Origin of the sequence: Sinorhizobium alkalisoli (assembly GCF_008932245.1) — a bacterium.
Taxonomy (GTDB): domain Bacteria; phylum Pseudomonadota; class Alphaproteobacteria; order Rhizobiales; family Rhizobiaceae; genus Sinorhizobium; species Sinorhizobium alkalisoli.
Genome location: NZ_CP034909.1, coordinates 1,692,734 through 1,717,402, shown reverse-complemented (window position 1 = coordinate 1,717,402; position 24,669 = coordinate 1,692,734). Strand labels below are relative to the sequence as shown.

The window sequence follows — 24,669 nt, the reverse complement described above, 5'->3', positions numbered from 1 at the left end:
GAAATCCAGACGGCTGCGATTGAGGCGGCGAAGATCGGCGCGGCGCAGCGTCACGCTGTGATGGTCGAAGAAGTCGAGGATCTGGATGGCGACCTTGCGGCCGTTGTCGACGCGATCACGGAACTGCATGGCGGTGAACCAGCCGCCGTCGGCCGCCTCGCCGATATCGGCGATGATGGCGACCATTTCCGCGATCGTGTCGCGCAAGAAGAAATGGTCGTGCGCCACCTCATGCACCTTGCCCATGCGGCCGCCGAGCTTCATGAGCCGGCGCACTTGCACCTCCGGCGCGCCCAGCAGGGCGGCAATGTCGCGCACGCGCGGCGGGCGGAAGCGCTTGGGTCCGCCGAGCAAGGGCTCGATCTCCTTCCAGAGTTTCTCATCGGCCAGGCTCATCGTCACCCGATGGCCCGCCAGCCGGACCCATGCGCCATCGAGGACGATTTCACCCGGCCGGACGAGAGCCTGTAACGCCGCGCGAAAGGCGGTCACCGGCAGGCGAAGCGGAAGTTCAGTGCGCAGCCGTTCGACCCCCATGCCGGCCAGGTCCGGATTTTCCACATGGAAGGCCCCAAGCCGCGCGAGAATATCGCTCCGCAGTCTCTCCCAGCTCTCCATCGACATGACAAGCGTCGCCGCGTCCGACGGCAGTTGCACCAGGTTGAGCGTCTGCGCCAGTGCGTCGGCTTCCGCCGCGGCAATCGCCCGGTCGCGGGCGAAGGCGCTGATGTCGGCAAAGAAGGGCGGAGCGGCAAGCAGGGCCCCGATTGCCTGTTTCGGCTCGGTCAGCGCGAGCGCTTGAAGTTGCGCCAATCGCTCCGGCGTGCGCCGCTTGCGGGCCGGTGCGCGCAGGTCGAGAAACCGGCCGCCACCGATCGTGCGTTGGGCGGAGGTGTCGCGGATAACGTAGCGGTCTCCGGCCGCCGCTGCGATCGGTCGGTCGAGAACGATTTGGACGAGCGTCCGCGCTCCCGGCACCACCGTCTCTTCCGCCAGCAGGACGATACGGGCTCCGACTTCCGCAGACGCATGATGAAGCCGCACCGGAAACCAGTGGCCGATCGGCTTCGGCTCGGAGCCAAGCACCCGCAAGGTCGCATCGATGCGGCTCGTCGGCGCATGCAGGCTCGGGTCTGAGACCATGTCGCCGCGATGGATCGCGGTTTTTGTAATGCCATGGCCGACGAGATTGAGGGCGCAGCGATCACCGGCGCGGCCGTTCTCGCTCGGCCGGTTCTGCGCGTGGATTGATCGCACCCGCGCCTGAAGGCCCGAAGGGCTGACGGTGATGTGATCCTCCACCGATACCTGCCCCGAAAGAACGGTCCCGGTGACCACCGTACCTATGCCCTGAATGGTGAAGGAGCGATCGACGGCCAGGCGGAAGCGCCCGGCCGTCTGCCGGCGCGCGAAGCGGCGAACTTCAGCGACGATTTCGTCGCGAAGCCGCGCCACGCCCGTGCCGGATACCGTCGAAACCGGGATCATCGGCGCATCGGCGAGTGCCGTGCCAACGAGCTCGTTTCTGATCGCCTCCTCGACGTCCGCGAGGCGATCCTCTGCCACCAGATCGGCCTTAGCGATGGCAACGATACCGCGTTCGATGCCGAGAAGATCGACGATGGCAAGATGCTCACGCGTTTGGGGCATGACGCCGTCGTCGGCCGCGACCACCAGCAGGGCGAAATCGATGCCGCTGGCGCCGGCGAGCATGGTGTGGATGAATTTCTCGTGTCCCGGAACATCGATAAAGCCGATGGTTTCCGCCCCATCGATCGGCAGATAGGCAAAGCCGAGATCGATCGAGATGCCGCGATTCTTCTCCTCCTTCAGCCGATCGGTATCAACGCCGGTCAGCGCCCGGACGAGCGATGTCTTGCCGTGATCGATATGCCCGGCGGTGCCGACGATCACCGTTCATCTCCCGTGGTGACGGGCTGAGCGGGCACGGCCGTTTCGGAGAGGGGAAGCGCGGCACGGCACTCGGCCTCCTGCAACTCGTCCGCATCGAGCGCCGCGCGCACGGCGTCGTAGAAGGGTGCTGCCAGCGCGCTCCCGCCTGCGCGCGCCCTTGTCAGCCAGACGAAGGCTTCGACCGGATCGCGGGCGACGCCGCTTCCGAGATGATAGGCGGCGCCCAGCATCGCCTGCCCGTCGGCATCGCCGGCATAGGCGCCGCGCTGCCACCACTGAACCGCTTCGAAGGGATCACGGGCTACACCGACGGCATTGTGATAAAGCATGCCGAGCCGCGTCATCGAGGCGGCGCGACCGTCCTTCGCGGCTGCGAGTGCCCAGCGGCGCGCTTCCGCAAAATCGGGCTCGATGAGATCGCCCTCGAGCAGCATCCAGCTCAGCATGTCCTGGGCCTCGGTGTCACCCTGTTCGGCAGCCTTGCGGTAAAGGGAGGCCGCCCGTTCGTAGTCCGGCTCTATGCTCTCGCCCTTGAAGAGAAGCGTCGCGAGATTGCGCTGGCCGACCGGATCGCCGGCCTCGGCGGCGAGGCTCAGCCAGCGATAGGCAAGATTGTCGTTCCGCACGACGCCCAGTCCGCCGGCAAAGCATGCGCCGATATTGTTCTGGGCGCGGGCGTGTCCCGCCCGCGCCAGCGGCTCCCAGATTGCGAGCGCAAACTCGAATTCGCTCCTCTGCGCGGCGGCGAGCGCCTCGGCCATTCGGGAGGCATCGGTCTCGGCCGGGTTGCGCATGAAACGGTTAAGAAGGCTCGCCATCGGCACCTCCTTCGCAGGCCATGTCGAGATGCGCGTGATCGGCGACGAAGCCTTCCTCGTCTTCGAGACAGCGCAGGTCCAGGATCAGCGACCCGCGCTCGATGCGGCCGATGACCGGTATCGGCAGGCGCCTGAGCGCCGCCGCCACCTTTGCAAGCATGCGGCCGCTGCCCGAAGACGGTGTCAGCGCTAGCCCGGCACTTGGCATGGTCGCGAGCGGCAGCGCCCCGGAACCGATCTGGCTTTCGCAGGCAACGACCGACACGGCGAAAGCTCCCCCCGTCGCGCGCGCGACCAGGGGCGCGAGCCGCTCGGCCTGCGCTTTGATCTCGGTCTGCGGGCGGGCAAGCAGCCGCATCGTCGGCAGGCGCTCATGGAGCCGGTCGGGGTCGCGATAGAGCCGGAGCGTCGCTTCCAGCGCCGCAAGGCGGATCTTGTCGACCCGGAGCGCGCGCTTCATCGGATTGCCATTGATCTTCTCGATCAAAGCCTTGCGTCCGACGATGAATCCCGCCTGCGGTCCGCCGAGCAGTTTGTCGCCGGAAAAAGTGACGATATCGGCGCCCTCGCTGATAGCCTCCCTGACGGTCGTTTCGTGCGCGAGCCCGAAGTGCTCGAGATCGGCAAGCGTGCCCGAACCGAGGTCGTTGATGAGCGGCACGGACTTGTCGCGGGCGATCGCCGCCAGTTCGCGTGCGCCGACTTCTTTCGTAAAACCCTCGATGCGATAGTTCGAGGTATGGACCTTCAGGATCAGGCCCGTATCCGGGCCGATGGCGTCCCGGTAGTCCCGGGCATGGGTGCGGTTGGTCGTGCCGACCTCGGTGAGGCGCACGCCGGCGCGCAGCATGATGTCCGGCATGCGGAATGCCCCGCCGATCTCGATGAGCTCGCCGCGGGAGACGATCGCCTCCCGGCCGGCGGCAAGACTGTTCAGGGTCAACAGCACCGCGGCGGCATTGTTGTTGACGACGGTCGCATCCTCCGCGCCGGTCAGCTCGCAGATGAGCCCGCGCAGGTGATCGTCCCTTTCGCCGCGCTTGCCGCTCGCAAGGTCGAATTCGAGCGCGACAGCCTCGCGCATCGCGGCCATCGCGGCATCGATCGCCGTTTCTGCCAGCAATGCCCGGCCGAGATTGGTGTGGAGCACGGTTCCCGTCAGATTGAAGAGTGGGCGAAGCGTCGACCGCTCGTTCGCCTTGAGCGCCGCGACGGCGGCAGCCGCGATGGTCGCCGAGGAGGGAATGTCCGCGCCTTCCCGCACCGCCTCGCGGATGGAGGTCAGGACACGCCGCAAGGCCGCGGCAACGACCGGCCGCCCAAAACGTCCGACCGCGTCGGCGACGCCGGCCGATCTTAGAAGTTCGTCCACCGAGGGGATGTCACGCAACCTGACATTGGCGTCCATTTACGGCCCTCCGTTGCCCAAAACCGCTGCACACTTTTCGGCGACATGCATTAGAAGCCGGCCAGCAGCGGAGCGAACCCGCCGCGACGATAGCGGCCTTCGCGCATCAGCAGGTCGAGGCCGAGACTTGCGACATCGTCGGCTACGGGTTCGACCGCCGGGGCTTTGTTCTGATAGAAGATCTTCGTCCATCCCTGGCATTCGTCGCAGGTCTCGGCCTTGACGAAGCCGCCGTGGTTCTCGATCTCCCGGTAGCCTATCCCCTTCGTCGAGCCGCAAAGTACGCATTTGATGCGGACATAGTGCCAGAGCGTCGAGCAAAGCGAGCAGCAGCAGAACCGTGCGCCATGCGAGCCCGGCCAGCCGACCACCATGGACGAGGCCGGCCTGCCGCCGCAGACCGGGCAAATGCCGTCGGCGACCGGCGTCAGCGATCCCGCATCGAGAACCGAGGCGAGGCGGGCGAAATGCACCTGAAGCGCTGCCCAGACGAAAATATGCTCGGCGATCGCGTCAGCGGGCAATGCCCCGGAGAGCACGGTTTCCGCCATTGCAAGATGCGCTTTCGGATCGGCGCCGGCAACGCGCGTAAGCGCCTCGGCGGCGGCCTGCGGCTTGTCGATTGCGTCAGCGGCGGCGAACAGACGGTCGAAAATGGCATGGACCGTCTCGTCGCCCTCCATGCCGTTGCGGTGGAGCGGCGGCATTTCGAATTCGCGGGCGCGCAGGATCACTGCGGGGTTGGGACTTTCGGGAGGCGGGAGCTCGGCCTGAATTTGGTGCTGGGCGTCCGCCAGTCCGGCAAGGAAACGGAGATAAGGGGCGAGGTCGCTGGCTTCGGCCAGTTGCCGCAGGCGCATGGCCCGGATGGAGAAGAGCGAAGCGGGGTCGGGAAGGTGCGCGAGGGGCGGCGAGGAAACTTCTCCGATCGCGGTGGGATCCGGTTCGACAGGGCTTTTGCGTTTCATCACACTCCTCACGAACCCCACGGGCCACGTGATACGAACCCATTCTCACGGTTGAGCGGGATGCGGGCAGAGAAACGCGCACACTTTCTCATCCTGCTCTATTCGGCTGCTGTCTTTTTCTGGTCTTCTGCCGGTTCTGTCGGTGGTGTGGCGACCAGTTCGCGCAGCCACTTGCGGTGATAGCGCCAAGCCCAGCCGCCAGTGACCGAACCGCGTACCATTCCGCGTATCGTACCCTTTACCCAGATCGCTGCATAGACGTGGACGATCCAGACGCTGATCGCGAGGACGGCGGCGATCGAATGCAAGAGAAGCGCCCACCGCTTCTGTTCGATCGTGGTGTAGGCCGCGAAATACTGGTCCCAGATGACGACGCCGGAGGTTATCAGTACGACGATCAGGATCGACATGGACCAGAAGACGAGTTTCTGCCCGGCATTGTACTTGCCGACCTCAGGCAGGCGCTCGTCATGGGCGGTCAGGACATCGCGCACGCGCGCAAGCCAGGTGCCGTCCTCCCGCTTCCAGAGATTAAGCTTCCAGAAGCGGAGGAAAAGACCGAGGAAGCCGAAGAATAGGACGACGCCGATCCAGGGATGGATGGTGCGCACCCATTGGCCGCCGCCGAACAGCGCCGACAGGAAGAAAAGCCGCGGGTGGAACAGGGATAGGCCGGAAAGTGCCAGCAGCACGAGGCTCGTCGCCGTGATCCAGTGATTGATCCGTGCGGCACCGGTATAACGATCGACCGTGACAGGCTTGCCGGGATGAACGCTGTCGCCTTTCGCGACGTCATACTCCGTCTCCGTGCTCATGAGGAACGATCTCCCGTCAGCCTTTCAGCGGCCTCCTCGTCCTCCTCGGAGACGCGGTTGGGGCCGTTGACCATGTAGTGGAGGAACCCGGTCACCGCCGCGACGCCCATCACGGCGAGCCCGGCATATTTGGTGACGCCCTTCCAGGCCTCGACGACCGGGCTGATCCGCGGACTGTTGGGCAGGCCGGCGTAAATCTCGGGCTTGTCGGCATGGTGCAGCACATACATGACATGCGTACCGCCGACGCCCGGCGGATCGTAAAGGCCGGCATTTTCAAAGCCGCGGGACTTGAGGTCGGCAATCCGCCCCTCGGCATGATTCTTCATCTCCTCCTTGGTGCCGTAGACGATGGCTTGCGTCGGGCAGGCCTTGGCGCAGGCCGGGCCCTGGCCGACGGCGATGCGATCGGAGCAGAGCGTGCATTTGTAGGCCGTGTGGTCGACCTTGGAGATCCGCGGAATATTGAACGGGCATCCCTTGATGCAATAGCCGCAGCCGATGCAGTTCTCGTGGACGAAATCCACGATGCCGTTCGAATATTGCACGATGGCACCGGGGGCGGGGCAGGCCTTAAGGCAGCCCGGATCCTCGCAATGCATGCAGCCGTCCTTGCGGATCAGCCATTCCAGATTGTTCGTCTCCGGATTTTCCCACTCGGTGAACCGCATCAGCGTGAACATATCCGGCGTCAGATCATGCGGATTCTCGTAGACGCCGGTATTGGCCTCGAGGTCGGGATGGGTGTCGTTCCATTCGATGCAGGCCGCCTGGCAGGCCTTGCAGCCGATGCATTTCGAGACGTCGATGAGCTTGGCCACCTCGGTCTGGCGCTCGGCCGGCGGCGTTATGGTCGACGCCGACCGCCGGATCAGATCCTTCTCGCCGAACTTCGAGGTTTGAGGTCCGGTGGTGGGGTTTGGGACAGGCGGGAACATGGCTTCTGCCTCCTCATGCCGCCGGCCCGGCGATGGGCTCGATATTGACCAGGAACGCCTTGTATTCCGGCGTCTCGATATTGGCGTCGCCGACGAACGGCGTCAGCGAATTCGGGCCGAAGCCCTTCTTCGCCGCTCCGGTGAAGCCCCAGTGCAACGGTATGCCGACGACATGGATCGGTTTGCCGTCGCAGATCAGAGGCTTGATCCGCTTGGTGACGACGGCCTTCGCCCGGACCTCTCCGCGCTTGGACCAGACGCGCACCCAGCCGCCGCCAGTGATGCCTTTCTCCGCCGCGAGCTGTTCGGAAATCTCGACGAAGAATTCCGGCTGCAGCACCGCATTCGTCCGGCAATGCTTGGTCCAATAGTGGAAGTGCTCCGTCAGGCGGTAGGACGTGGCCGCATAGGGGAACTCCTCAGAGGCCGGTTCGGCGAACTGCTCGAAATCACCGGCAAACACGCGCGCCGCAGGGTTGCCGCGCACGTTCGGGGCGACGAGATTGCCGAGCGGGGATTCGAACGGCTCGTAATGGGCCGGGAACGGACCGTCGCGCATCAGCCCCCGGGTGAAGAGACGCGAGACACCTTCCGGATTCATGATGAACGGCCCGACCACCGCGGGATTTGCCGTCGGCGCGATATCGGGCACGTCGTAGCCGGTCCATTTCGTGCCGTCCCATTCGATCAGCTTGCGGCTCGGATCCCAAGGCTTGCCGTTCAAGTCCGCCGAAGCTCTGTTGTAGAGGATGCGGCGGTTGGCGGGCCACGAGAACGCCCATTTGGGATAGGCGCCGATCTCGTCCGGATCCGACGTGTCGCGCCGGGCCATGTTGTTGCCGTTCTCGTTGAAGCAGCCGGAATAGATCCAGCAGCCGCAGGCGGTCGAACCGTCGTCGCGCAAGGCCGCGAAACCGGGCACGAGCTTGCCGGCCTCCACCAAAACCTTGGTCGGGTCGGCGGTGTCGTAGACGGCGGCAAGCGCCTTGCCATTGATCTCCTTGGCAAGCTCTTCCGCAGTCGGTTCTCCTGGGTCCGCATAGGCCCAGTCGAGATTGACGATCGGGTCGGGGAAGGTCCCGCCTTCCTGGCGGTAGAGCTCCTTCAGGCGCGTATGGATCTGCGCCATGATCCAGTTGTCGGTTCTTGCCTCGCCGGGAGGCGCGCCGCCCGGCCAATGCCACTGCAGCCAGCGGCCGGAATTGGTGAGTGAGCCTTCGTCTTCGGCAAAGCAGGTGGAGGGCAATTGGATGACCTCCGTCTGGATCGTGGAAGAATCGACGTCGTTGAACTCGCCATGGTTCTCCCAGAACCGCGCCGTCTCCGTATCGAGCGGATCCATCGTGACGAGATATTTGAGCTTCGACAGCGAGTCCGTCAGCTTCTTCCGGTTCGGGGCCGCAAGCAGCGGGTTGAAGCCCTGGCAGATATATCCGTTCACCTTGCCCTGGTTCATGAGCTCGAAGACACGCAGAACGTCGTAGCCGGAGACGTCGAGCTTCGGCAGCCAATCATAGGCGAAATTGTTTTCCGGCGTCGCCGCCGAACCCCACATCGCCTTCTGGAAGCTGACGAAGAACTTCCTGTAGTTCTGCCAGTAGCTCATCTGGTTGGGTCTGAGCGGCTTGAAACCGCGTGACGACATGTAGGTCTCGAAATCGGCCTCCTTCTCGTTCGGTATCGTCAGATAGCCGGGGATCAGGTTCGACATCAGCCCGACATCGGTGAGGCCCTGGATGTTCGAGTGGCCGCGCAGCGCATTCATGCCGCCGCCGCGTATGCCGATATTGCCGAGGATCAGCTGCAGCATCGCCATCGCGCGGATATTCTGCGAGCCTTTCGAATGCTGCGTCCAGCCGAGCGCATACATCGACGTCATCGCCTTGGTCGGCGATGAGCACTCGGCGATCATGTCGGCCACCTTCAGGAACGTGTCCTGCGGCGTACCGCAGATCCGCTCCACCATCTCGGGCGTGTAGACCGAGACATGCTGCTTCAGCAGGTTCCAGACGCAGCGTGGATTCGTCAACGTATCGTCCACGACCGCATAGCCGTCGTCGCCGATTTCATAGTCCCACGTCGACTTGTCGTAATCGCGCTTTGCCTCGTCATAGCCCGTGAACAGGCCATCCTTGTACTCAAAACCGTCCTTGACGATGTAGCTGGCATTGGTGAACGCCTTGACATAGTCCCACTGCACCTTGTCGTTCTTAATGCAGTGGTTGATCACGCCGAGCAGGAAGGCGATATCCGTGCCCTGGCGGATCGGCGCATAAAGATCGGCCACCGATGCGGAGCGCGTGAAGCGTGGATCGACGACGATTAGCTTCGCGCCGCGATCGGCCTTCGCCTCGGTCACCCATTTGAAGCCGCAGGGATGCGCTTCGGCGGCATTACCGCCCATGATGATCACGAGGTCGGTATTCTTGATGTCCGTCCAGGAGTTGGTCATTGCGCCACGGCCGAAAGTTGGAGCCAAACTGGCTACCGTAGGGCCGTGTCAGACACGCGCTTGGTTGTCGAAGGCGAGCATCCCGGTGCTGCGGACGACCTTGTAGGTCTCCCACGCCGTCTCGTTGGTCGTGGCGGAAGCCGCCAGGAAACCGGTCGTCAGCCACCGGTTCACTGTTTGGCCGGCATCGTTCCTCTCGACGAAATTGGCGTCGCGGTCGTCCTTCATCAGCCGGACGATCCGATCGAGCGCTTCATCCCAACTGACCCGTTCGAACCTGTCCGAACCGGGCTTGCGGATCATCGGATTTCTGAGGCGCGTTTCCGACTTGACGAAATCGAGCAGTGCCGCGCCCTTGGGACAGAGAGTGCCGCGGTTCGTCGGATGGTCGGTGTCGCCCTCGATATGGATGATGTCCGCCTGCTCGCCCTTCTTCCGGTCGCCCTTCGAATAGAGGATGACGCCGCATGCGACGGAACAATAGGGACATGTGTTGCGGGTTTCCGTGGTGCTCACGAGTTTGAAGGCGCGGATTGCTTCGGCATGCGCCGCCTCGATTTCACCAAAGCCAAGGGCACCAAGCGCCGTGGCCGCTACTCCAGCACCGGCCACGCCGAGAAATTGGCGCCGCGAGAGTTCCATGTTCATTGCATGACACCTCCCCTGAATCCGGCTTTGCCGAACCGGGCGTGCCGGAACAACTACGATGCGCCGCTGCCGCATGTCTCCCTTTGACCACCTCGGAGACGTCTGAAGCGCGGCGCTGCAATGCAAACTCGACCTTTGAAATTAGAATCTTAGCCGTCTCTGTTCTATTGTCAAATTAATAAGAACGGAAACGATGACTTGTTGAATGCCAGGGTAACGCCGTCGTTATCGAGACGGCGCGATTTGAGGGAGGTTTTCAGCGCTGTAGCACTTCGAACTGCTGCATGTCTTTGTGCTTGAATCGAAGTCGATTCAAGGAAACAGGCAGCAGTTGCAAATTGACGCCTGTGTTACGAACAACCATAATCGATCGATGGGCTTGCACGCCGCTCCCGGGTCCCGGGGCACTATGAATAGGGCTGACGCCGCGCTGCCGACGACGGCCGTTGATGCCCGTCCGTTCCCGGCTCGCTTGCTTCCTTGCCGCCCCCGTCGGCAAGACATCGTCGGCCCGCCGCCCAGTTCGCCCAAAGCGGCGCGCGTCTTTTCAGACTCGCAAAGGCTGCTGTTACTCTTTGAACCTGCGCATCTCCGAAGATCCGGGAGGATCTTCGGGCCAATCCGCTAGCGGGAGGCCGGCATGGATAATTCGACTGCGACAACGCCCTTTCGTCTGACGGCGCTTGCCCACGGCGGCGGCTGCGGCTGCAAGCTGGCGCCATCGGTGCTGCAGCAATTGCTGGTCGATCAACCCGTCGGCGGGCAATTCGCCCGGCTCCTCGTCGGCACCGAAACAGGTGACGATGCCGCCGTCTGGCAGCTCGATGACGAGACCTGCATCATAGCGACCACCGATTTCTTCATGCCGATGGTCGACGATCCTTTCGACTTCGGCCGGATCGCGGCGGCCAATGCGCTCTCCGATGTCTATGCCATGGGCGGACGGCCGATCATGGCGCTTGCGATCGTCGGCATGCCGGTCGAAAAAATGCCAACGGAGATGGTCCGGGAGATCCTGAGAGGCGGTGGCGCGATCTGTGCGGAGGCCGGCATTCCCGTTGCCGGCGGCCACTCGATCGATTCGCTGGAGCCGATCTATGGCCTTGCGGTGATCGGCACAGCCCCGCCCGCCAGCATTCGGCGCAACAGCGATGCCCGCGTCGGCGACGCGCTGATCCTGACGAAGGCGTTGGGGGTCGGAATCTATTCGGCGGCCTTCAAGAAGGGCGCATTGCCGTCGGATGCCTATGCCGAACTCATCGCCTCGACAACGCTCCTCAACCGTGTCGGCGCAGAGCTTGCAAAGAATGTCGATGTGCACGCCGTCACCGACGTTACCGGCTTCGGCATTCTCGGCCACGCGCTGGAGATGGCCAGGGGATCGGACAAGCGGATATCGCTCAGGGCACGCGACATTGCCCTCTTTGCCCGCTGCGCCGAACTCGCGGAAGCAGGATATGTGACCGGCGCCTCCCATCGCAACTGGGCGAGCTACGGCATGAGCGTGCTCGTTCCCGACGACCTCCCGCCATGGCAGCGCCACATCCTGACCGACCCCCAGACCTCCGGCGGTCTTCTCGTTTCCTGCAGACCGGAGCGCGCGGAAGCGCTGCTCCGGGACATTATTCAGGCGGGCTATTCGGCCGCGCGGATCATCGGCCAGGTCGAGGATGGTGGGCCGGGACTGCGTGTCACGACCTGAGGGCAATCACCGCTTCAATTTCCACCTGCGCGCCCTTCGGCAGAGCGCTGACCTGATAGCAGGCGCGAGCGGGAAAGGGCTTCTCGAAGAATGTTGCATAGACATTGTTGACGTCGGCGAATTTGGAAAGGTCTGTCAGCAGCACGGTCGTCTTGACGGTCCTCTCGATTCCCGATCCCGCCGCCTTGGCGATCGCGGCGACGTTCTTCAGGCATTGTCTTGCCTGCTCCACGGGATCGTTGGACACGAACTCGCCGGTAGCCGGGTCGATTGGGAGCTGACCCGAGACGAAGAGCAGATCGCCGACCTTTATCGCCTGGGAAAAGGGGCCAATGGCGCCCGGTGCGTCAGCAGTTGCAATCGCTTCAATCATGAGTACCTCCGAACTTGGATTTTGGATCAGCTGTAACGGGCGATCGCGAGATCGGCCGCGTCGATATCCGGCTTTCGGCCGCTCACCAGGTCGCTGATGAGCCGCGCCGACCCGCAGCTCATCGTCCAGCCCAGCGTGCCATGGCCCGTATTGAGGAAGAGACCGGCGATCTTTGTGGCACCGATGACCGGCGTCCCGTCCGGGGTCATCGGCCTCAGGCCGGACCAGAACGATGCTTTCTGCACATCACCACCCGGGAACAGATCGGTTACCGAATGTTCGAGCGTGCGCCGCCGGGCGCTGCAAAGGTCATTCGTGTAGCCCGAAATCTCCGCCATGCCGCCGACCCGGATGCGGTCACCGAGCCTGGTGATCGCGATCTTGTAGGTCTCGTCCATCACTGTCGACTCCGGTGCGCGCGATGGATCGGTGATCGGAATCGTCAGCGAATAGCCTTTGACGGGATAGACCGGCAGTTTGATGCCGAGCGGCTTCAGCAGGAGCGGTGAATAGCTGCCGAGCGCAACGACGACCGCATCGGCGCTCAACCAGCCGCGATCGGTGGCGACCCCATGCACCCGGCCGCCTTCCACGCCGAGGTCCTTGATGCGTGTGCCATAGGCGAAGCGGACGCCACGCTCTGCGACCTTCGCGGCCAGCGTGTTGGTGAACTTGAAGCAATCGCCGGTCTCGTCATTCGGCGTCAGCAATCCGCCGACGATCTTTTCGCGGACATGCTTCAGCGCGGGCTCCGCCAGGATGCAGTCATCCCGGTCGAGCACTTCGTACGGGATGCCATCGGCCGACAGGGCTTTCACGTCCTTTGCCGAGGCGTCGAGCTGTTGTTGCGTCCTGAAGAGCTGCAGTGTGCCCTTCATGCGCTCGTCATAGCCAATGCCCGTTTCGGCCCGTACCTCGGCGAGGGACGTCCGGCTGTAATCGGCGAGACGCAGCATGCGGCTCTTGTTGACCGCGTAGCGCTCGGGCGTGCAGTTTCTCAGCATCTGGAACATCCAGGCGAGCATTGCGCGGTCGAGCTTGGGACGCAGGATGAGCGGCGGGTGTCGCATCAACAGCCATTTCAGCGCCTTCGCCGGGATGCCCGGCGCCGCCCAGGGCGAGCAATACCCGAAGGAGACTTCGCCTGCATTGGCGAAGCTGGTCTCGAGAGCGGGTCCGTCCTGGCGGTCGACGACCGTGACCTCGTGACCTGCCTTTGCCAGTTGATAGGCGCTGGTTACGCCGACCACTCCGGCACCAAGTACGATGACTTTCATGGCTTCCCTCAATAGAAGTATGCTCAGCGATACCGCCGGTCATATCGACGGCCGAGGCCGGTCAGGATTTCGTACGAGATCGTGCCGGCGGCTTCCGCCACGTCTTCCAGCGTCTGATGCGGGCCGAAGACCTCGACTAGGCTGCCAAGCGAAAGCGCGCCGTCGGGCAGGGCGGTGACATCCACCGTGATGCTGTCCATCGAGACCCGTCCAACGATCGGCAGGCGAACGCCCGCATGAAAGACGGCGCCGCGGCCGCTCAGGCTGCGCGGAAAGCCATCGGCGTAGCCGCCGGCGATGGTAGCAAGCCGCATTTCGGAGGATGCCACGTGTGCGCCGCCGTATCCGATCCTCGTGCCGGCGGGAACCGTCCTCGTCTGGATGACGGCGACCTCGAGCCGCACGACGGGCTCCATCGGATTGGGTTTCCCTGCAGAGGGCGCGCCACCGTAAAGGGCGATGCCCGGTCGAGCCAGGACGCCGTGATAGTCGCCGCCGAGGAAAACGCCGCCCGAGTTGGCGAAGCAGACATCCAGATCCGGAAACTCCGCGGCGATGCGGTGCATCTCCGCGAGTTGCTCGGCATTCTGCCCGTTGTCCATTTCGTCGGCGCAGGCGAGATGACTCATGATGAACAGGATTTCGATATTCCGGCAGTCCTTGAGCTCGGCTGCGAGCGCCGTGCGTTCCTGCGGCGCGACGCCCAGCCGCGACATGCCGGTGTCGAACTGCACCACGGCGGGCAGCACGCGTCCGAGTTTCTGCGCTGCAAGCGACCAGCGCCGGAATTGCTCGAGGGAGTTGAGCACCGGAACGATGCCGGCGTCGGCGCAGCTCTCCTCTGCGCCGGGCTGCAATCCGTTAAGCACGAAAAGTTGCGTGTCGTTCGGCAGACGCGGCTTGAGTTCGACAGCCTCCATCAGCTGCGCAACGAAGAAATGCCGGCAGCCTTGCGCATGCAGGGATCTGGACACGGGCTCGGCACCAAGTCCGTAGGCGTCAGCCTTTACAACGGCCGCGGCCGCTGCGGGTGCGACAGCCAAGGAAAGCTTCCGATAGTTTCGACGCAAGGCGGCAAGATCAATGGTCAGGTAGCCGGAAGCCCCCGTGTCAGCTCGGGCATGGCGATCTTGAGCATGAAAAGCGTATCCGTCCATGTGTCCCCTCTCTTCTGCAGGGGAACTTATTGAAATTTTCGTCGAATTGTCTGGCAAAGTTCGATCATTTATTGCAAAGTCTATTAGTTGTTAGAATGATCATCGAAGAAATGGAGTATCCTGCATGACCGCAATCGATGCGATCGACCGCAACATCCTGCGCCTGCTGCGGCTCAACGCGCGCATGAGCAATGCTCGCCTGGCCGAGGAAATCGGCCTGTCGCCTTCGGCTTGCTTGCGGCGGATAAAACTGCTCGAGGAGGCTGGCGTCATCCGCGGCTACACGGCATTGGTGGACAGCGGGAGTTCCGAAGACACGATCGCCGTGATCATCAACATCACGCTCGAACGGCAAACCGAGGAACATCTCGACCGTTTCGAAGCGGCCGTGCGAAAGCATCCGGAAATCCGCGAGTGCTTTCTGATGACCGGCGGATCGGATTATCTTCTAAGGGTGGAAGTGGCAGGCGCCGGCGAGTTCGAGCGGATCCACAAGGAAATCCTCTCGACGCTGCCGGGCGTCCTGCGGATTCATTCAAGCTTCTCGATCCGCAACGTTCTGGCTACCCGGGCCAGCAAGCAGCGTTGACCCCATGCCAATGGCGCCTACTGCATGTCTCCTTTAATCGATCTCGATTAAAGGACAGAGACATGCAGCAATTCAAAGTGCTACAGCGACCTTTGCGCGTCGACTTGGCATCGGCAATGTCAGCGAATGAGGCCTGATGAAAAGTGCGGCTGCCGTCGGGACCCGTGCGACGGCAGCCGAATTGCCCTGGGAGGATGGGCGTTACGGTGGACGTGAATACGAGTGTCTTCGTGGTCCCCACCATTGATTCCCATTCTACCAGACGAGCGGCAGGCGGGCTGCGGTATCTGCGCCGCTCACAGGCATGTTCTTCCGTAAAACGGGCTATCACAGCTAATTTTGCTTCAGTTGCTTGTATGCTTGTCTTGTTCGTCTGAGCGCGAGGCCCAATGCAGTCAATCTGCCTATGTGGCATCGAATGGCAGTACTTAATTGCGAACGCCGGCTCATCGCGGGAACATTCACGGACGTCGCGGCAGCCGCGACGGTCTCTGACGCAGACTTGACCGACAGCGCGTCTATCGTTCAGCCGCGCAACCCCGTGGTTTGCTCGATGAAATCGGCGATCGCCGCCGTGTCGTCGAGATCGAAGACGGGCAGGGGGCTGTCGGCGACGAGGTGATCGGCGGCGATGGCGACGATGTGTGAGTCGGTTGGCGCCAGCGGTTCGCGATTGGCCGAGTCCAGCCGGCGGGCCTCGATCTTCGGAATTGGTTCGCGCTTGTATCCCTCGATGAGGACGAGATCGCAAGGGGCGAGCCGCGACAGGATTTCCTCGAAGCTCGGCTCGGCCGCTCCGCGCAACTCATGCATGATGGCAAAGCGGATCGAGGAGACGATAGTCACCTCATGCGCCCCCGCTTCGCGGTGCCGGTAGCTGTCGGCGCCGACCTTATCGATGTCGAAGTCGTGGTGGGCATGCTTGACGGTCGACACCCGATAGCCACGCCGGGTCATTTCGCTGACGAGGCGGACCATCAGACCCGTCTTGCCGGAGTTCTTCCAGCCGGCGATGCCGAATATCCTGGGTGCGTTCATGGTGCGGGATCCTTGATATGCGCCAGCCATGCTTCCGCCTCCTGAAGCTGTTGCGGCGTATTGATGTTGAAGAACGGGTCGAGCGGTCCTGCCGTCGTGGCGATCGGCGCGAAGTCCACCGCTACCGAGGGATGGCGAGCGATGAAGGCGCGAACGCGCCGCTTCTCGTCGATGCGGATCCAGGCATCCAGGTCATCTGCTAGTCCGATCGGCCACAGGGCGAAGAGCGGATGCATCGCGCCGAGGGACCAGGCAACGGCGATCTCGCCGGCAGACGTGAGCGCATTCCGGAGCCTGGCCGCCAGCGTGGCCGGAAAGAAGGGCGTGTCGATCGGCACGGTCAGGACGTGGCTCGCGTCCGGTGAAGCCTTCGCCACGTGACGCATTGCCGCCAGCACGCCGGCAAGCGGGCCGGCGAAGCCCGGGATCGTGTCGGCTATCATGGTCGTATCGCTCGGTAGCGCGATGCCCGGTTCGGCGTTGAGATTGACGGCGATGCTTGCGACCTGCGGCCTTAGCCGGGCTGTGACATGGGCGAGCAAGCTGCGTCCGCCGAGGCTGGCGCTCGCCTTCGGTGTGCCCATGCGCGTGGAACGGCCGCCGGCGAGAATGACGGCGGCTGGGCGGCCGGCTGCAGTGGAGGCGCCTTCGGTCATCGAAGCGATTCCTATTCCAGCGGGCTCGTGACAGCGCGCTGCGCGACGGCGGTGCGTCCGCGCAGGCTTTCGCGATAAAAGGTATAGAGACCCGAGCCGATGATAACGGCAACGCCCGCCAGCATCCAGCGGTCCGGCGTCTCGGCAAAGAAGACGATGCCGATCGTGATCGACCAGACAAGCCCGGTGTAGCGGAACGGCGCGATCACCGAAATGTCTCCCTCGCGCATGGCGAGGACGATCGTCTGATAGCCGAGCATCAACAGCGCGCTGGCGCCGACGATATGGGTGAAGGAGGTCGCCGATACCGGCTGCCAGCCGCCGAACGGGACGATAAGCGCCGCTCCGACCAGCGTCGTGACGAAGGCGGTGGTGACGGTGATGAAGAGCGAGGGCACTTCTGTTCCGATCCGCCGTGTGCAGAGATCGCGCGTTGCCGTCACGAAGACGCAGGCGACGACTGTCAGCGCCGCTGGTGTAAAGCCCTCGGGCCCTGGCCTCAGCACGATCAAGACGCCAACAAAACCGATCACGATCGCCGCCCAGCGGCGCCAACCGACCGGCTGACCGAGGAAGAGGGCCGCGCCGAGCGTCACCGCGAGCGGCAGCGCCTGCATGATCGCCGATGCATTGGCCAGCGGTATGAGGGCGAGCGCCGAAATATAGGTCACCGATGCGAGGGCTTCCATTGCGATACGCAGCAGGATCACCGGCCGAAAAATCGTGCGGATCGGACGCAGGGCACCGAAGTGGAGCGCAACCGCCAGCGCCATCAAGGTGGTCAGCAGACCGCGCACGAACATGATCTGACCGGTATTCATCGTGCCGGTCACCGACTTGATCAGCGCGTCGTTACAGGAAAAAGCGGCCATGGCCAGGCACATGAAGACGATGCCGCGGAGATTGGCTGAGGGGTGCATCACGAAAACCTTCGGCTAGGGCGCAAATACCCGGCAGGACCGGGCGAATCTATTCGCTGCGGCCGCCCGACTGCCTAGCTTTGAATGCCATTTTCTCCAAAACTCAAGCCTATGTTCCGCGCGACCACCCCACAAATGCCCCAGGACCTTCGCGCCACCAGGTCCTGATACATTCGGGGAATCTTAATTTTCGCCGCCTATCGTCCGGATGATTCCGCAATCCATCGCATGATGCGATCGGTGGGCGACGGTCGGAAAGCCGACCATGGCGTGCTGCGACCTCGGAGCTGGAGGTGTTCCCGGCCGCAGCCCGATGCCCCGGCGGCTCCAAGCATCCGAGCGATGTATGGTGCTGCGAAATGCAAGCCGCGCGGACATGTCTCTTCATAATAAGAACTGGGGTCCGCAATGTCTGTCATCGATCGCCTTCTGCAGCGCCTGCGCATTGTTACGAAAGTCCTCCTTTTCGTCATACCGCTTGTGGCGCTGATTGCCGGGATCGGCCTCGTCGGCTTTTTCACCGCTCGCACCCTCAACGGGCACATGACGGTCACCCGCGAAACGATCAACAATCTTTCGGACTTCCAGGCGCTCAGAAGCGCCCTTCAGGCTTTCGCGGATGATCCGAGTGCCAAGGCGCGCGACGCGCTCGTGCACGCGATCGACGAGCAGGAGGCGGGCGTTGGGGCGCTTGATGCCTTGCTGACGCGGGATGCCGACAAGGCTCAGATCGCCTCCGTCGTCGGCCTCGGCAGCCGGATGCGCGCCCAGACGGATAAGCTCTGGGCGGTCGAAGTCGAACGGGAGAAGGTGACGGAATCGCTGGAAGCCGCGCTTGCCGACATGACCAGGAACGGCAACGGCGCCTACAAGCAGATCGATATCCTGCGCTCGCAATCGGGCGAGAAGGAAGCCTTCGCAAAGGCGTTGCTGTTCGACGCGGCGGCCTATCAGGGCTTGGCCGAGCGGATCAAGAAATTCCGCCTGCCGGTTACTATGGCGGTCAATCCGGATGCAAAGATCGAGCAGGCGAACAAGTTGCTGCCGCACCTGATGAAGCAGATCGACGAGTCGGAACGGATCGCCTCCGAGAAGGTCAAGAAACCGATAGGCGAGCTCAAAGCACTGGCGGAACAGGTCCAGGCAGTCCTGGCGGGGCCTGAGGAGAACGACAAGAAGAAGAACGCGCTCGTGCCGATCCTCAGCAAGTTCTCGAAATATGAGGCCGATTTCGCCAAGGCGGCGGCGGCCAACTCCGATACAGCTGCAAAGCGCTTCGTCAGCATGGACGGCGAAATCGTGACGCTGAAGACGCTGATTGGCCTGATGGGCGAGACGTTCAAGGGGCTGGACAGCGCCCGTCTTCACATCAGCGAGTTGCATCGAAAGCTGGATCCGGCAAACCGCGATCTCGTCGTCGCCGACCTCAAGGCAGTCCGCGAAACGGCCGACAAGCTATCCGAACTCGGCGCGAAGAACGCAACCCTGCGTGAGCTGCCGGCAAAGCTCGGCCCGTCGCTCGACAATATCGACAAGGGGACCGCGGCGCTGATCGATGTCGGCGCGCGCTGGCAGGCGACCAAGAGCGAGGCGGCGGCCCTCGTCGCCGATGCAAGCAGCACGCTGGAAAGCTTCGTCAGCCGTGCCCAGGAAGCCGGAAAGCAGGACAGCCAGCGCTCGGCAACCGTCTCGATCGTGGCGATGGTCGCCGGGACGCTGCTGGCGATCATTGGCGGGCTGATGCTTGTGGAGACGCTGCGCGGTCCCTTGAAGCGCGTCACCGAGACGATGACGCGGCTTGCCAATGGCGATCTCGAAGTGGCGATCGAAGGGCGCAACCGCGGCGACGAGATCGGCGACATGGTCCGCTCCGTCGCCGTCTTCCGCGACAATGCGCTGGAAAATGTCCGCCTCGGGCGCGAGGCCGAGGCGGCACGGACGCTGTCCGCCCAGGAACAGGCTCGCCGCTCAGAGGAGCGCGCGCGCGTCGAGGCGGAACAGATGCAGGCCCTGAATGCGCTTTCCGACGTGCTGTCGCAGCTTGCCGCCGGCAATCTCGAGGAAGGCATGGCGGAGGATCTGCCGGAAGACTACGTGATCATGGCGCGCACCTACAACAATGCGGTCGAAGCCCTGCGCGCGACCCTGATGGATGTCCGCCTCGTGACGGAAGAGATCACCGGCGGCACCGGCAACCTCTCGGCTTCGGCCGACGATCTTGCCCGCCGCACCGAACAACAGGCGGCAGCCCTCGAGGAAAGCTCGCGGGCGCTAAGCCAGCTGACGGAGATCGTTCGCGCCACGGCCGAGAGCGCTCGGCAGACGACCGTTTCCGTCGATGAGACGAATTCCTATGCACAGCATTCCGGCGAAGTCGTCGCCAAGGCGATTGACGCCATGGCGGCGATCAATCGTTCCTCGGAAAAGATCGGAACGATCATCGGTGTAATCGACGAAATCGCCTTCCAGACCAACCTGCTGGCGTTGAATGCGGGCGTCGAGGCGGCGCGCGCAGGCGAGGCGGGCCGCGGCTTCGCCGTCGTGGCGCAGGAGGTGCGGGAACTGGCCCAGCGTTGTGCGAGTGCCGCACGCGAGATCAAGGAGCTTATTTCCGCGAGTTCCGTTCAGGTGCGCAGCGGCGTCGAGCTGGTGCAGGAAACCGGCAATGCACTGTCGGTCATCAACGATCACATTGCGACGATCCACAGCCTCGTCAGCAATATCGAGGCCGCCGCCGCCGACCAGTATCGCGGCCTGAACGAGGTCAATACCGCGGTGCACGAAGTTGAATTGATCACGCAACAGAATGCCGCAATGGTCGAGGAGAACACGGCCGAGATCCACGGCCTGCGCCGCCAGGTGGAAATGCTCAACGAGAAAATTGAGCGCTTCAAGACCGGCACGAACGGCGTAGCGTCAAGCTATGGCCAAGGGCGTTATGGGGCGGCGACTTACGCTGCGTAAACTCCGGAAAATTGGCCCCTTTCCTCGGGTTTAACCCGAGGACTAACCCTCTCCCCGGAATCGGGGCGAGGGGACGCTTTCCTCCGCGTCGGCACCACCTGTGGTTGGAGGGGAAGGCGACCCCGCGAGGCCCTTCTCCCCGCCTGCGGGGAGAAGGTGGCGGCAGCCGGATGAGGGCCAACCAAACGTCACCCGCCAGTCACACTCATATGCCGCGCCACGGCGGGGCGGTTGTGTTCGCGGTCGATGATGAAATCGTGGCCCTTGGGTTTGCGGCCGATCGCCTCGTCGATGACTTTCGACAGGTAGGCGTCGTCATTGGTGGCGCGCAGCGCGGCGCGCAGGTCCGCGGCGTCGTTCTGGCCGAGGCACATATAGAGCGTGCCGGTGCAGGTGAGACGGACGCGGTTGCAGCTTTCGCAGAAATTGTGGGTGAGGGGCGTGATCAGGCCGAGCCGGCCGCCGGTCTCCTCCACCTCGACGTAACGGGCGGGACCGCCGGTACGGTAGGGCACATCCCGTAACGTGAATTGCGTCTCGAGACGCTCGCGCATTTCGGAAAGCGGCAGGTAGTGATCGGTGCGGTCCTCGTCGATCTCGCCCATCGGCATGGTCTCGATCAGCGTCAGGTCCATGCCGCGCCCGTGCGCCCAGCGCATCAGGTCCGGGATCTCGGCGTCGTTGAAGCCCTTGAGTGCCACCGCATTGACCTTGACCTTGAGGCCTGCGGTCTGGGCGGCATCGATGCCTTCCATCACTTTCGCCAGCTCTCCCCAACGGGTGATCTGCCGGAATTTGTCGGCATCGCGGGTGTCGAGCGAGACATTGATGCGGCGGACGCCGCAATCGGCGAGTTCGGCTGCATATCTCGAGAGTTGCGAGCCGTTCGTGGTCAGCGTCAATTCGTCGAGCCGGCCGGCCTCGATCTCTTTACCGAGTTCCCGAACGAGGAACATGATGTTCTTGCGTACCAGCGGTTCGCCGCCGGTCAGCCGCAGCTTGCGCACGCCCTTGGCGATGAAGGCGGAACAGAGCCGGTGAAGTTCCTCGAGCGTCAAGAGGTCCTTTTTCGGCAGGAACGTCATATGTTCCGCCATACAGTATGTGCAGCGGAAGTCGCAGCGGTCGGTGACGGACACCCGCAGATAGGTGATCGCACGGCCGAAAGGGTCGACCATCGGGGCGGTCACGTCATCGATCGGTTGCGCGCTTTCGCTGTCTATTCTGGCCGTGTTCAATCCATTTCTCCCGGAACCCTCAATGTCGTGAGCAATAGGGTGCGCGTCAAGGCGGCTGCTGCGTCAAATTGTTTCAAACTCACGGAAAGCAATCCCCGAGAGATTTCCGCCCGTTCAATTCTGCTTTACTACTGCACAGCGCCACGGCGATCTTTGCGCGCCTGCGGCGCCAGAGAGCTTTTCTAGCAGAGGACGAGCGGGGAGTAATGGCGATGAGCGACCACTGGCCGACCGAATTGCGCATATCGAAGGATCGCCATCGGTTGGTGGTGACCTTCGACGATGGTGCCTCCTTCGATCTTTCGGCCGAACTGCTGCGCGTGCTTTCGCCCTCGGCCGAAGTGCAGGGGCATGGGCCCGGCCAGCGCGTGACTGTGCCCGGCAAGCGCAATGTGCAGATCCTTTCGGTCCAGCCGACGGGAAACTATGCGGTGCGGATCGGCTTCGACGATTTCCACGACACCGGCATTTACACCTGGTCCTACCTGCGTGAGTTGGGCGAGAAGGGCGACGTCCTGTTCCAAGCTTACGAGCAGGAGCTTGCGGACAAGGGCATGTCGCGCGACCGGTCCGAAAAGCCGCGCTGATCAGGCCCTCCTATCGGTTCCTATCATCGATGCCGTTCTCCTCAAGCAGGATGGCAATCATTCGTTCCATCGATTCTGCGATCCTGATGCAGTCCTCGATCGGGGCCCCCCGGTGCGAATCGTCGATCAGCGCCGTCTGGATCTCCATCGCCTCTTCCGTCAGTACCCGTCCCACTGGCGTAATGGACAGCCGCAACACGCGCTTGTCCCTGGCATCGCCGCGTCGTTCGATGAGGCCCCGTTTCTCCAGTTGCGGAAGCAGCATGCTCATGTTGGAGCGGCCGACCAGCAGCTTGCGGGCGAGTTCTTGCTGGCTGATGCCGTCGAAGCGATAGAGGTTCACCAGGATGTCGAGATGCGGCGGCTTGATATCGAGATGGGACAGGCGGCGCGTCAGCGTCTGCTGCATCAATTGGCACGCCCGCGCCACGGCGATCCAGCTGCGAAAGCGCGGGTGATCCCAGGGAAAGTGAGGGTGTTCGGCAGTCGCTTGCTTTTTGTTCATCGTTGTACAATTATGTTCAATATTGAACGTTTTGAGGGCTTCACTATGGCATCCTTTGCGACGAAGGTCATCCGCCTCTGGCTGAAGACCGTTGCCGCGGTCTCACCGGAAAAAGCGGGTCAAATCGCTTTCCGGATATTCTGCCGCACACCGGGCCGCAAGCCCAGAAACGGCAAGGAGAAGGCGCTTTTGAGGGTCGCGTCGCCGGTCATGGCTCGGTCGCGGAGCGTCACTCTGTCGATCGCGGGTGGCTGGGTCGTCGCGCGACATTTCGAGCGTCCGGAGGGCGGACGAGGGCCTCGCGTGCTGCTCGTGCATGGATGGGGATCGCGCAGCGACTATCTCGCCAGGATGACCGAGGGTCTGCTTGCCGCCGGTTCGGAAGTGGTAGCCCTTGATTGGCCGGGACACGGCGCCTCGCCCGGCCGCTCGTTGACTGTGGTCCAGGCGGTGAGGGCGGTCGATGCGGCCTGGCGTCATTTCGATGGCTTCGACGCTGCCATTGGCCATTCCTTCGGTGGGGCCACGCTTGCCTGCGCGGCGGGAGCGGTGGTCTGCGACGTGCCGCCACGTGTCCCTGCGAAGCTGGTGCTGATCGGCGCGCCGAGCGAAATGAATTGGCTCGTCCAAGGCTTCGGCCGGATGCTCGGCCTTGCACCGGCCGCACAGGCGGTCTTCGAAGGCATGATCGAGCGGTTCTCCGGGCGCCGCATCGACGGGTTCGATGGTGCCAGGATCCTCGGCGCGCTAGGTATACCGACGCTGGTCATTCACGCGGAGGACGACAAGGAGGTGCCCGCCTATCACGCTCGCCGTTATGGCGATGCCGGCCCGAATATCGACCTGCATTGGGCCAACGGACTCGGCCACCGCCGCATTGTGTCGGCGCAGCCGGTGATCGAAAGGGTGACGGCATTTCTCGACTATGATGAAAACCAAGTGCGCTTCGGTCTGATCGCCTGACGTCATCGCTTCGTCATGCTATGCCGCGTAACGTCACGCGAATGCCGGGCTCAATCGGCACGGACGAACCGCGGAGGGAGACATGACGATTGTCGGGACAGTCGAGGAGTTGAGGGCGCTCTATGGCGAATCAAGCGAGGCATCGATCGTCAAGGTGACGTCGGCACTCACCGCCGAATACCGTCAGATGATCGAGGCGTCGCCTTTCGCCGCATTGGCGACCGTTGGGCCGGAAGGGCTCGACTGCTCGCCGCGCGGTGACGATCGATCCGTCGTCCGTGTCGCAGACGACCGGACCGTGCTGATCCCCGACTGGCGCGGCAATAACCGCGTCGATTCCCTTGAAAATATCGTCCGCGATCCGCGGGTGGCGCTGCTGTTTCTCGTTCCGGGTTCGAACACGACCATGCGGATCAACGGCACGGCTGTCGTGAGTGTCGACCCCGACCTGACGAAATCTTTCGAAGTCGACGGCAAGCACCCGCGCAGCGTCGTCGTGGTGACGATCGGCGAGGTCTATTTCCAATGCGCCCGGGCGCTGCTGCGCTCGCAGCTGTGGAATCCTGAACGCTTCGCCGATCCGAAGTCGCTACCGACGCCCGGCGCCCTTCTGAAGGCGGCAAAAGCCGATTTCGACAAGGATAGCTATGATCGCGAATGGGCCGTCCGTGCGGCGAAGACGATGTGGTAGTGGATGGACCGAGAGGAGCCAAGACCAGCACATGGTAATCGACGCTGT

At 63.2% G+C, this 24,669-nt stretch carries 20 protein-coding genes and 1 pseudogene; 6 read left to right on the top strand and 15 right to left on the bottom strand.

Annotation, left to right across the window (positions count from 1 at the left end; translation table 11 throughout):
* Window positions 1–78 precede the first annotated feature (78 nt).
* From selB to fdnG, 7 genes and pseudogenes are all read right to left on the bottom strand, one after another.
* Window positions 79–1,914 (bottom strand): annotated as a pseudogene (gene selB, locus EKH55_RS08400) (selenocysteine-specific translation elongation factor); the annotation flags it as partial.
* The gene (locus EKH55_RS08395) at window positions 1,911–2,732 is read right to left on the bottom strand and encodes a tetratricopeptide repeat protein (RefSeq protein ID WP_069458419.1); all 822 of its coding nucleotides are present in this window, start codon (window positions 2,730–2,732) and stop codon (window positions 1,911–1,913) included. The pseudogene selB and the gene EKH55_RS08395, both read right to left, overlap by 4 nt.
* A complete protein-coding gene (gene selA, locus EKH55_RS08390) occupies window positions 2,716–4,140 on the bottom strand; it encodes an L-seryl-tRNA(Sec) selenium transferase (RefSeq protein ID WP_069458420.1) in 1,425 nt (474 codons plus the stop codon). The genes EKH55_RS08395 and selA overlap by 17 nt, the downstream gene beginning before the upstream one ends.
* A 50-nt stretch (window positions 4,141–4,190) precedes the next feature.
* A complete protein-coding gene (gene fdhE, locus EKH55_RS08385) occupies window positions 4,191–5,108 on the bottom strand; it encodes a formate dehydrogenase accessory protein FdhE (protein WP_069458421.1) in 918 nt (305 codons plus the stop codon).
* A gap of 98 nt (window positions 5,109–5,206) precedes the next feature.
* Window positions 5,207–5,923, bottom strand: coding sequence for a formate dehydrogenase subunit gamma (locus EKH55_RS08380; protein WP_069458422.1), 717 nt, complete (start codon window positions 5,921–5,923; stop codon window positions 5,207–5,209).
* Window positions 5,920–6,861 (bottom strand): formate dehydrogenase subunit beta, encoded by a 942-nt coding sequence (gene fdxH / locus EKH55_RS08375; RefSeq protein ID WP_069458423.1) that lies wholly within the window; start codon window positions 6,859–6,861, stop codon window positions 5,920–5,922. The genes EKH55_RS08380 and fdxH overlap by 4 nt, the downstream gene beginning before the upstream one ends.
* A gap of 13 nt (window positions 6,862–6,874) precedes the next feature.
* On the bottom strand, window positions 6,875–9,961 hold the full coding sequence (gene fdnG / locus EKH55_RS08370) for a formate dehydrogenase-N subunit alpha (RefSeq protein WP_151611323.1): 3,087 nt from the start codon (window positions 9,959–9,961) through the stop codon (window positions 6,875–6,877).
* A gap of 640 nt (window positions 9,962–10,601) precedes the next feature.
* On the opposite strand from fdnG, the gene selD reads away from it, so the two are divergent.
* The gene (gene selD, locus EKH55_RS08365; RefSeq protein ID WP_069458425.1) at window positions 10,602–11,663 is read left to right on the top strand and encodes a selenide, water dikinase SelD; all 1,062 of its coding nucleotides are present in this window, start codon (window positions 10,602–10,604) and stop codon (window positions 11,661–11,663) included.
* Here selD and EKH55_RS08360 read toward each other — a convergent pair.
* The 3 genes from EKH55_RS08360 to alr are packed head-to-tail and all read right to left on the bottom strand — an operon-like array spanning window position 11,653 to window position 14,470.
* Window positions 11,653–12,036, bottom strand: a complete 384-nt coding sequence (locus tag EKH55_RS08360; protein WP_069458426.1) for a RidA family protein — start codon at window positions 12,034–12,036, stop codon at window positions 11,653–11,655. The two genes, selD and EKH55_RS08360, sit on opposite strands and share 11 nt — an antisense overlap.
* A gap of 26 nt (window positions 12,037–12,062) precedes the next feature.
* Window positions 12,063–13,313, bottom strand: a complete 1,251-nt coding sequence (locus tag EKH55_RS08355; protein ID WP_069458427.1) for a D-amino acid dehydrogenase — start codon at window positions 13,311–13,313, stop codon at window positions 12,063–12,065.
* Window positions 13,314–13,336: 23 nt separating this feature from the next.
* Window positions 13,337–14,470, bottom strand: a complete 1,134-nt coding sequence (alr, locus tag EKH55_RS08350) for an alanine racemase (protein ID WP_069458428.1) — start codon at window positions 14,468–14,470, stop codon at window positions 13,337–13,339.
* Between the two features lie 124 nt (window positions 14,471–14,594).
* Here alr and EKH55_RS08345 point away from each other — a divergent pair, with 124 nt between their 5' ends.
* Window positions 14,595–15,059 (top strand): Lrp/AsnC family transcriptional regulator, encoded by a 465-nt coding sequence (locus tag EKH55_RS08345; protein WP_069458429.1) that lies wholly within the window; start codon window positions 14,595–14,597, stop codon window positions 15,057–15,059.
* Window positions 15,060–15,584: 525 nt separating this feature from the next.
* Here the strand turns inward: EKH55_RS08345 and mobB are convergent.
* The 3 genes from mobB to EKH55_RS08330 are packed head-to-tail and all read right to left on the bottom strand — an operon-like array spanning window position 15,585 to window position 17,673.
* Window positions 15,585–16,097 (bottom strand): molybdopterin-guanine dinucleotide biosynthesis protein B, encoded by a 513-nt coding sequence (gene mobB / locus EKH55_RS08340; RefSeq protein ID WP_151611322.1) that lies wholly within the window; start codon window positions 16,095–16,097, stop codon window positions 15,585–15,587.
* Window positions 16,094–16,753, bottom strand: coding sequence for a molybdenum cofactor guanylyltransferase MobA (mobA, locus tag EKH55_RS08335; protein WP_151611321.1), 660 nt, complete (start codon window positions 16,751–16,753; stop codon window positions 16,094–16,096). The genes mobB and mobA overlap by 4 nt, the downstream gene beginning before the upstream one ends.
* Before the next feature lie 11 nt (window positions 16,754–16,764).
* On the bottom strand, window positions 16,765–17,673 hold the full coding sequence (locus EKH55_RS08330) for a DMT family transporter (protein ID WP_069458432.1): 909 nt from the start codon (window positions 17,671–17,673) through the stop codon (window positions 16,765–16,767).
* Between the two features lie 408 nt (window positions 17,674–18,081).
* Between EKH55_RS08330 and EKH55_RS08325 the strand changes: the two genes are divergently transcribed.
* On the top strand, window positions 18,082–20,637 hold the full coding sequence (locus tag EKH55_RS08325) for a methyl-accepting chemotaxis protein (RefSeq protein WP_069458433.1): 2,556 nt from the start codon (window positions 18,082–18,084) through the stop codon (window positions 20,635–20,637).
* A 188-nt stretch (window positions 20,638–20,825) separates the two neighbouring features.
* Here the strand turns inward: EKH55_RS08325 and moaA are convergent, their stop codons facing one another.
* A complete protein-coding gene (gene moaA, locus EKH55_RS08320; RefSeq protein WP_151611320.1) occupies window positions 20,826–21,875 on the bottom strand; it encodes a GTP 3',8-cyclase MoaA in 1,050 nt (349 codons plus the stop codon).
* A gap of 212 nt (window positions 21,876–22,087) precedes the next feature.
* Between moaA and EKH55_RS08310 the strand changes: the two genes are divergently transcribed.
* A complete protein-coding gene (locus tag EKH55_RS08310) occupies window positions 22,088–22,462 on the top strand; it encodes a gamma-butyrobetaine hydroxylase family protein (RefSeq protein WP_069458617.1) in 375 nt (124 codons plus the stop codon).
* A 10-nt stretch (window positions 22,463–22,472) separates the two neighbouring features.
* Here EKH55_RS08310 and EKH55_RS08305 read toward each other — a convergent pair whose 3' ends face one another.
* Complete coding sequence (locus EKH55_RS08305; protein ID WP_151611319.1) at window positions 22,473–22,967, bottom strand: MarR family winged helix-turn-helix transcriptional regulator; 495 nt, start codon at window positions 22,965–22,967, stop codon at window positions 22,473–22,475.
* Window positions 22,968–23,012: 45 nt separating this feature from the next.
* Between EKH55_RS08305 and EKH55_RS08300 the strand changes: the two genes are divergently transcribed.
* Both EKH55_RS08300 and EKH55_RS08295 read left to right on the top strand, forming a co-directional pair.
* Entirely contained in the window at window positions 23,013–23,930 is a 918-nt protein-coding gene (locus tag EKH55_RS08300; RefSeq protein WP_069458436.1) for an alpha/beta fold hydrolase, read from the top strand.
* An 82-nt stretch (window positions 23,931–24,012) separates the two neighbouring features.
* The gene (locus EKH55_RS08295) at window positions 24,013–24,621 is read left to right on the top strand and encodes a pyridoxamine 5'-phosphate oxidase family protein (RefSeq protein ID WP_151611318.1); all 609 of its coding nucleotides are present in this window, start codon (window positions 24,013–24,015) and stop codon (window positions 24,619–24,621) included.
* The last annotated feature ends 48 nt before the right edge of the window (window positions 24,622–24,669 follow it).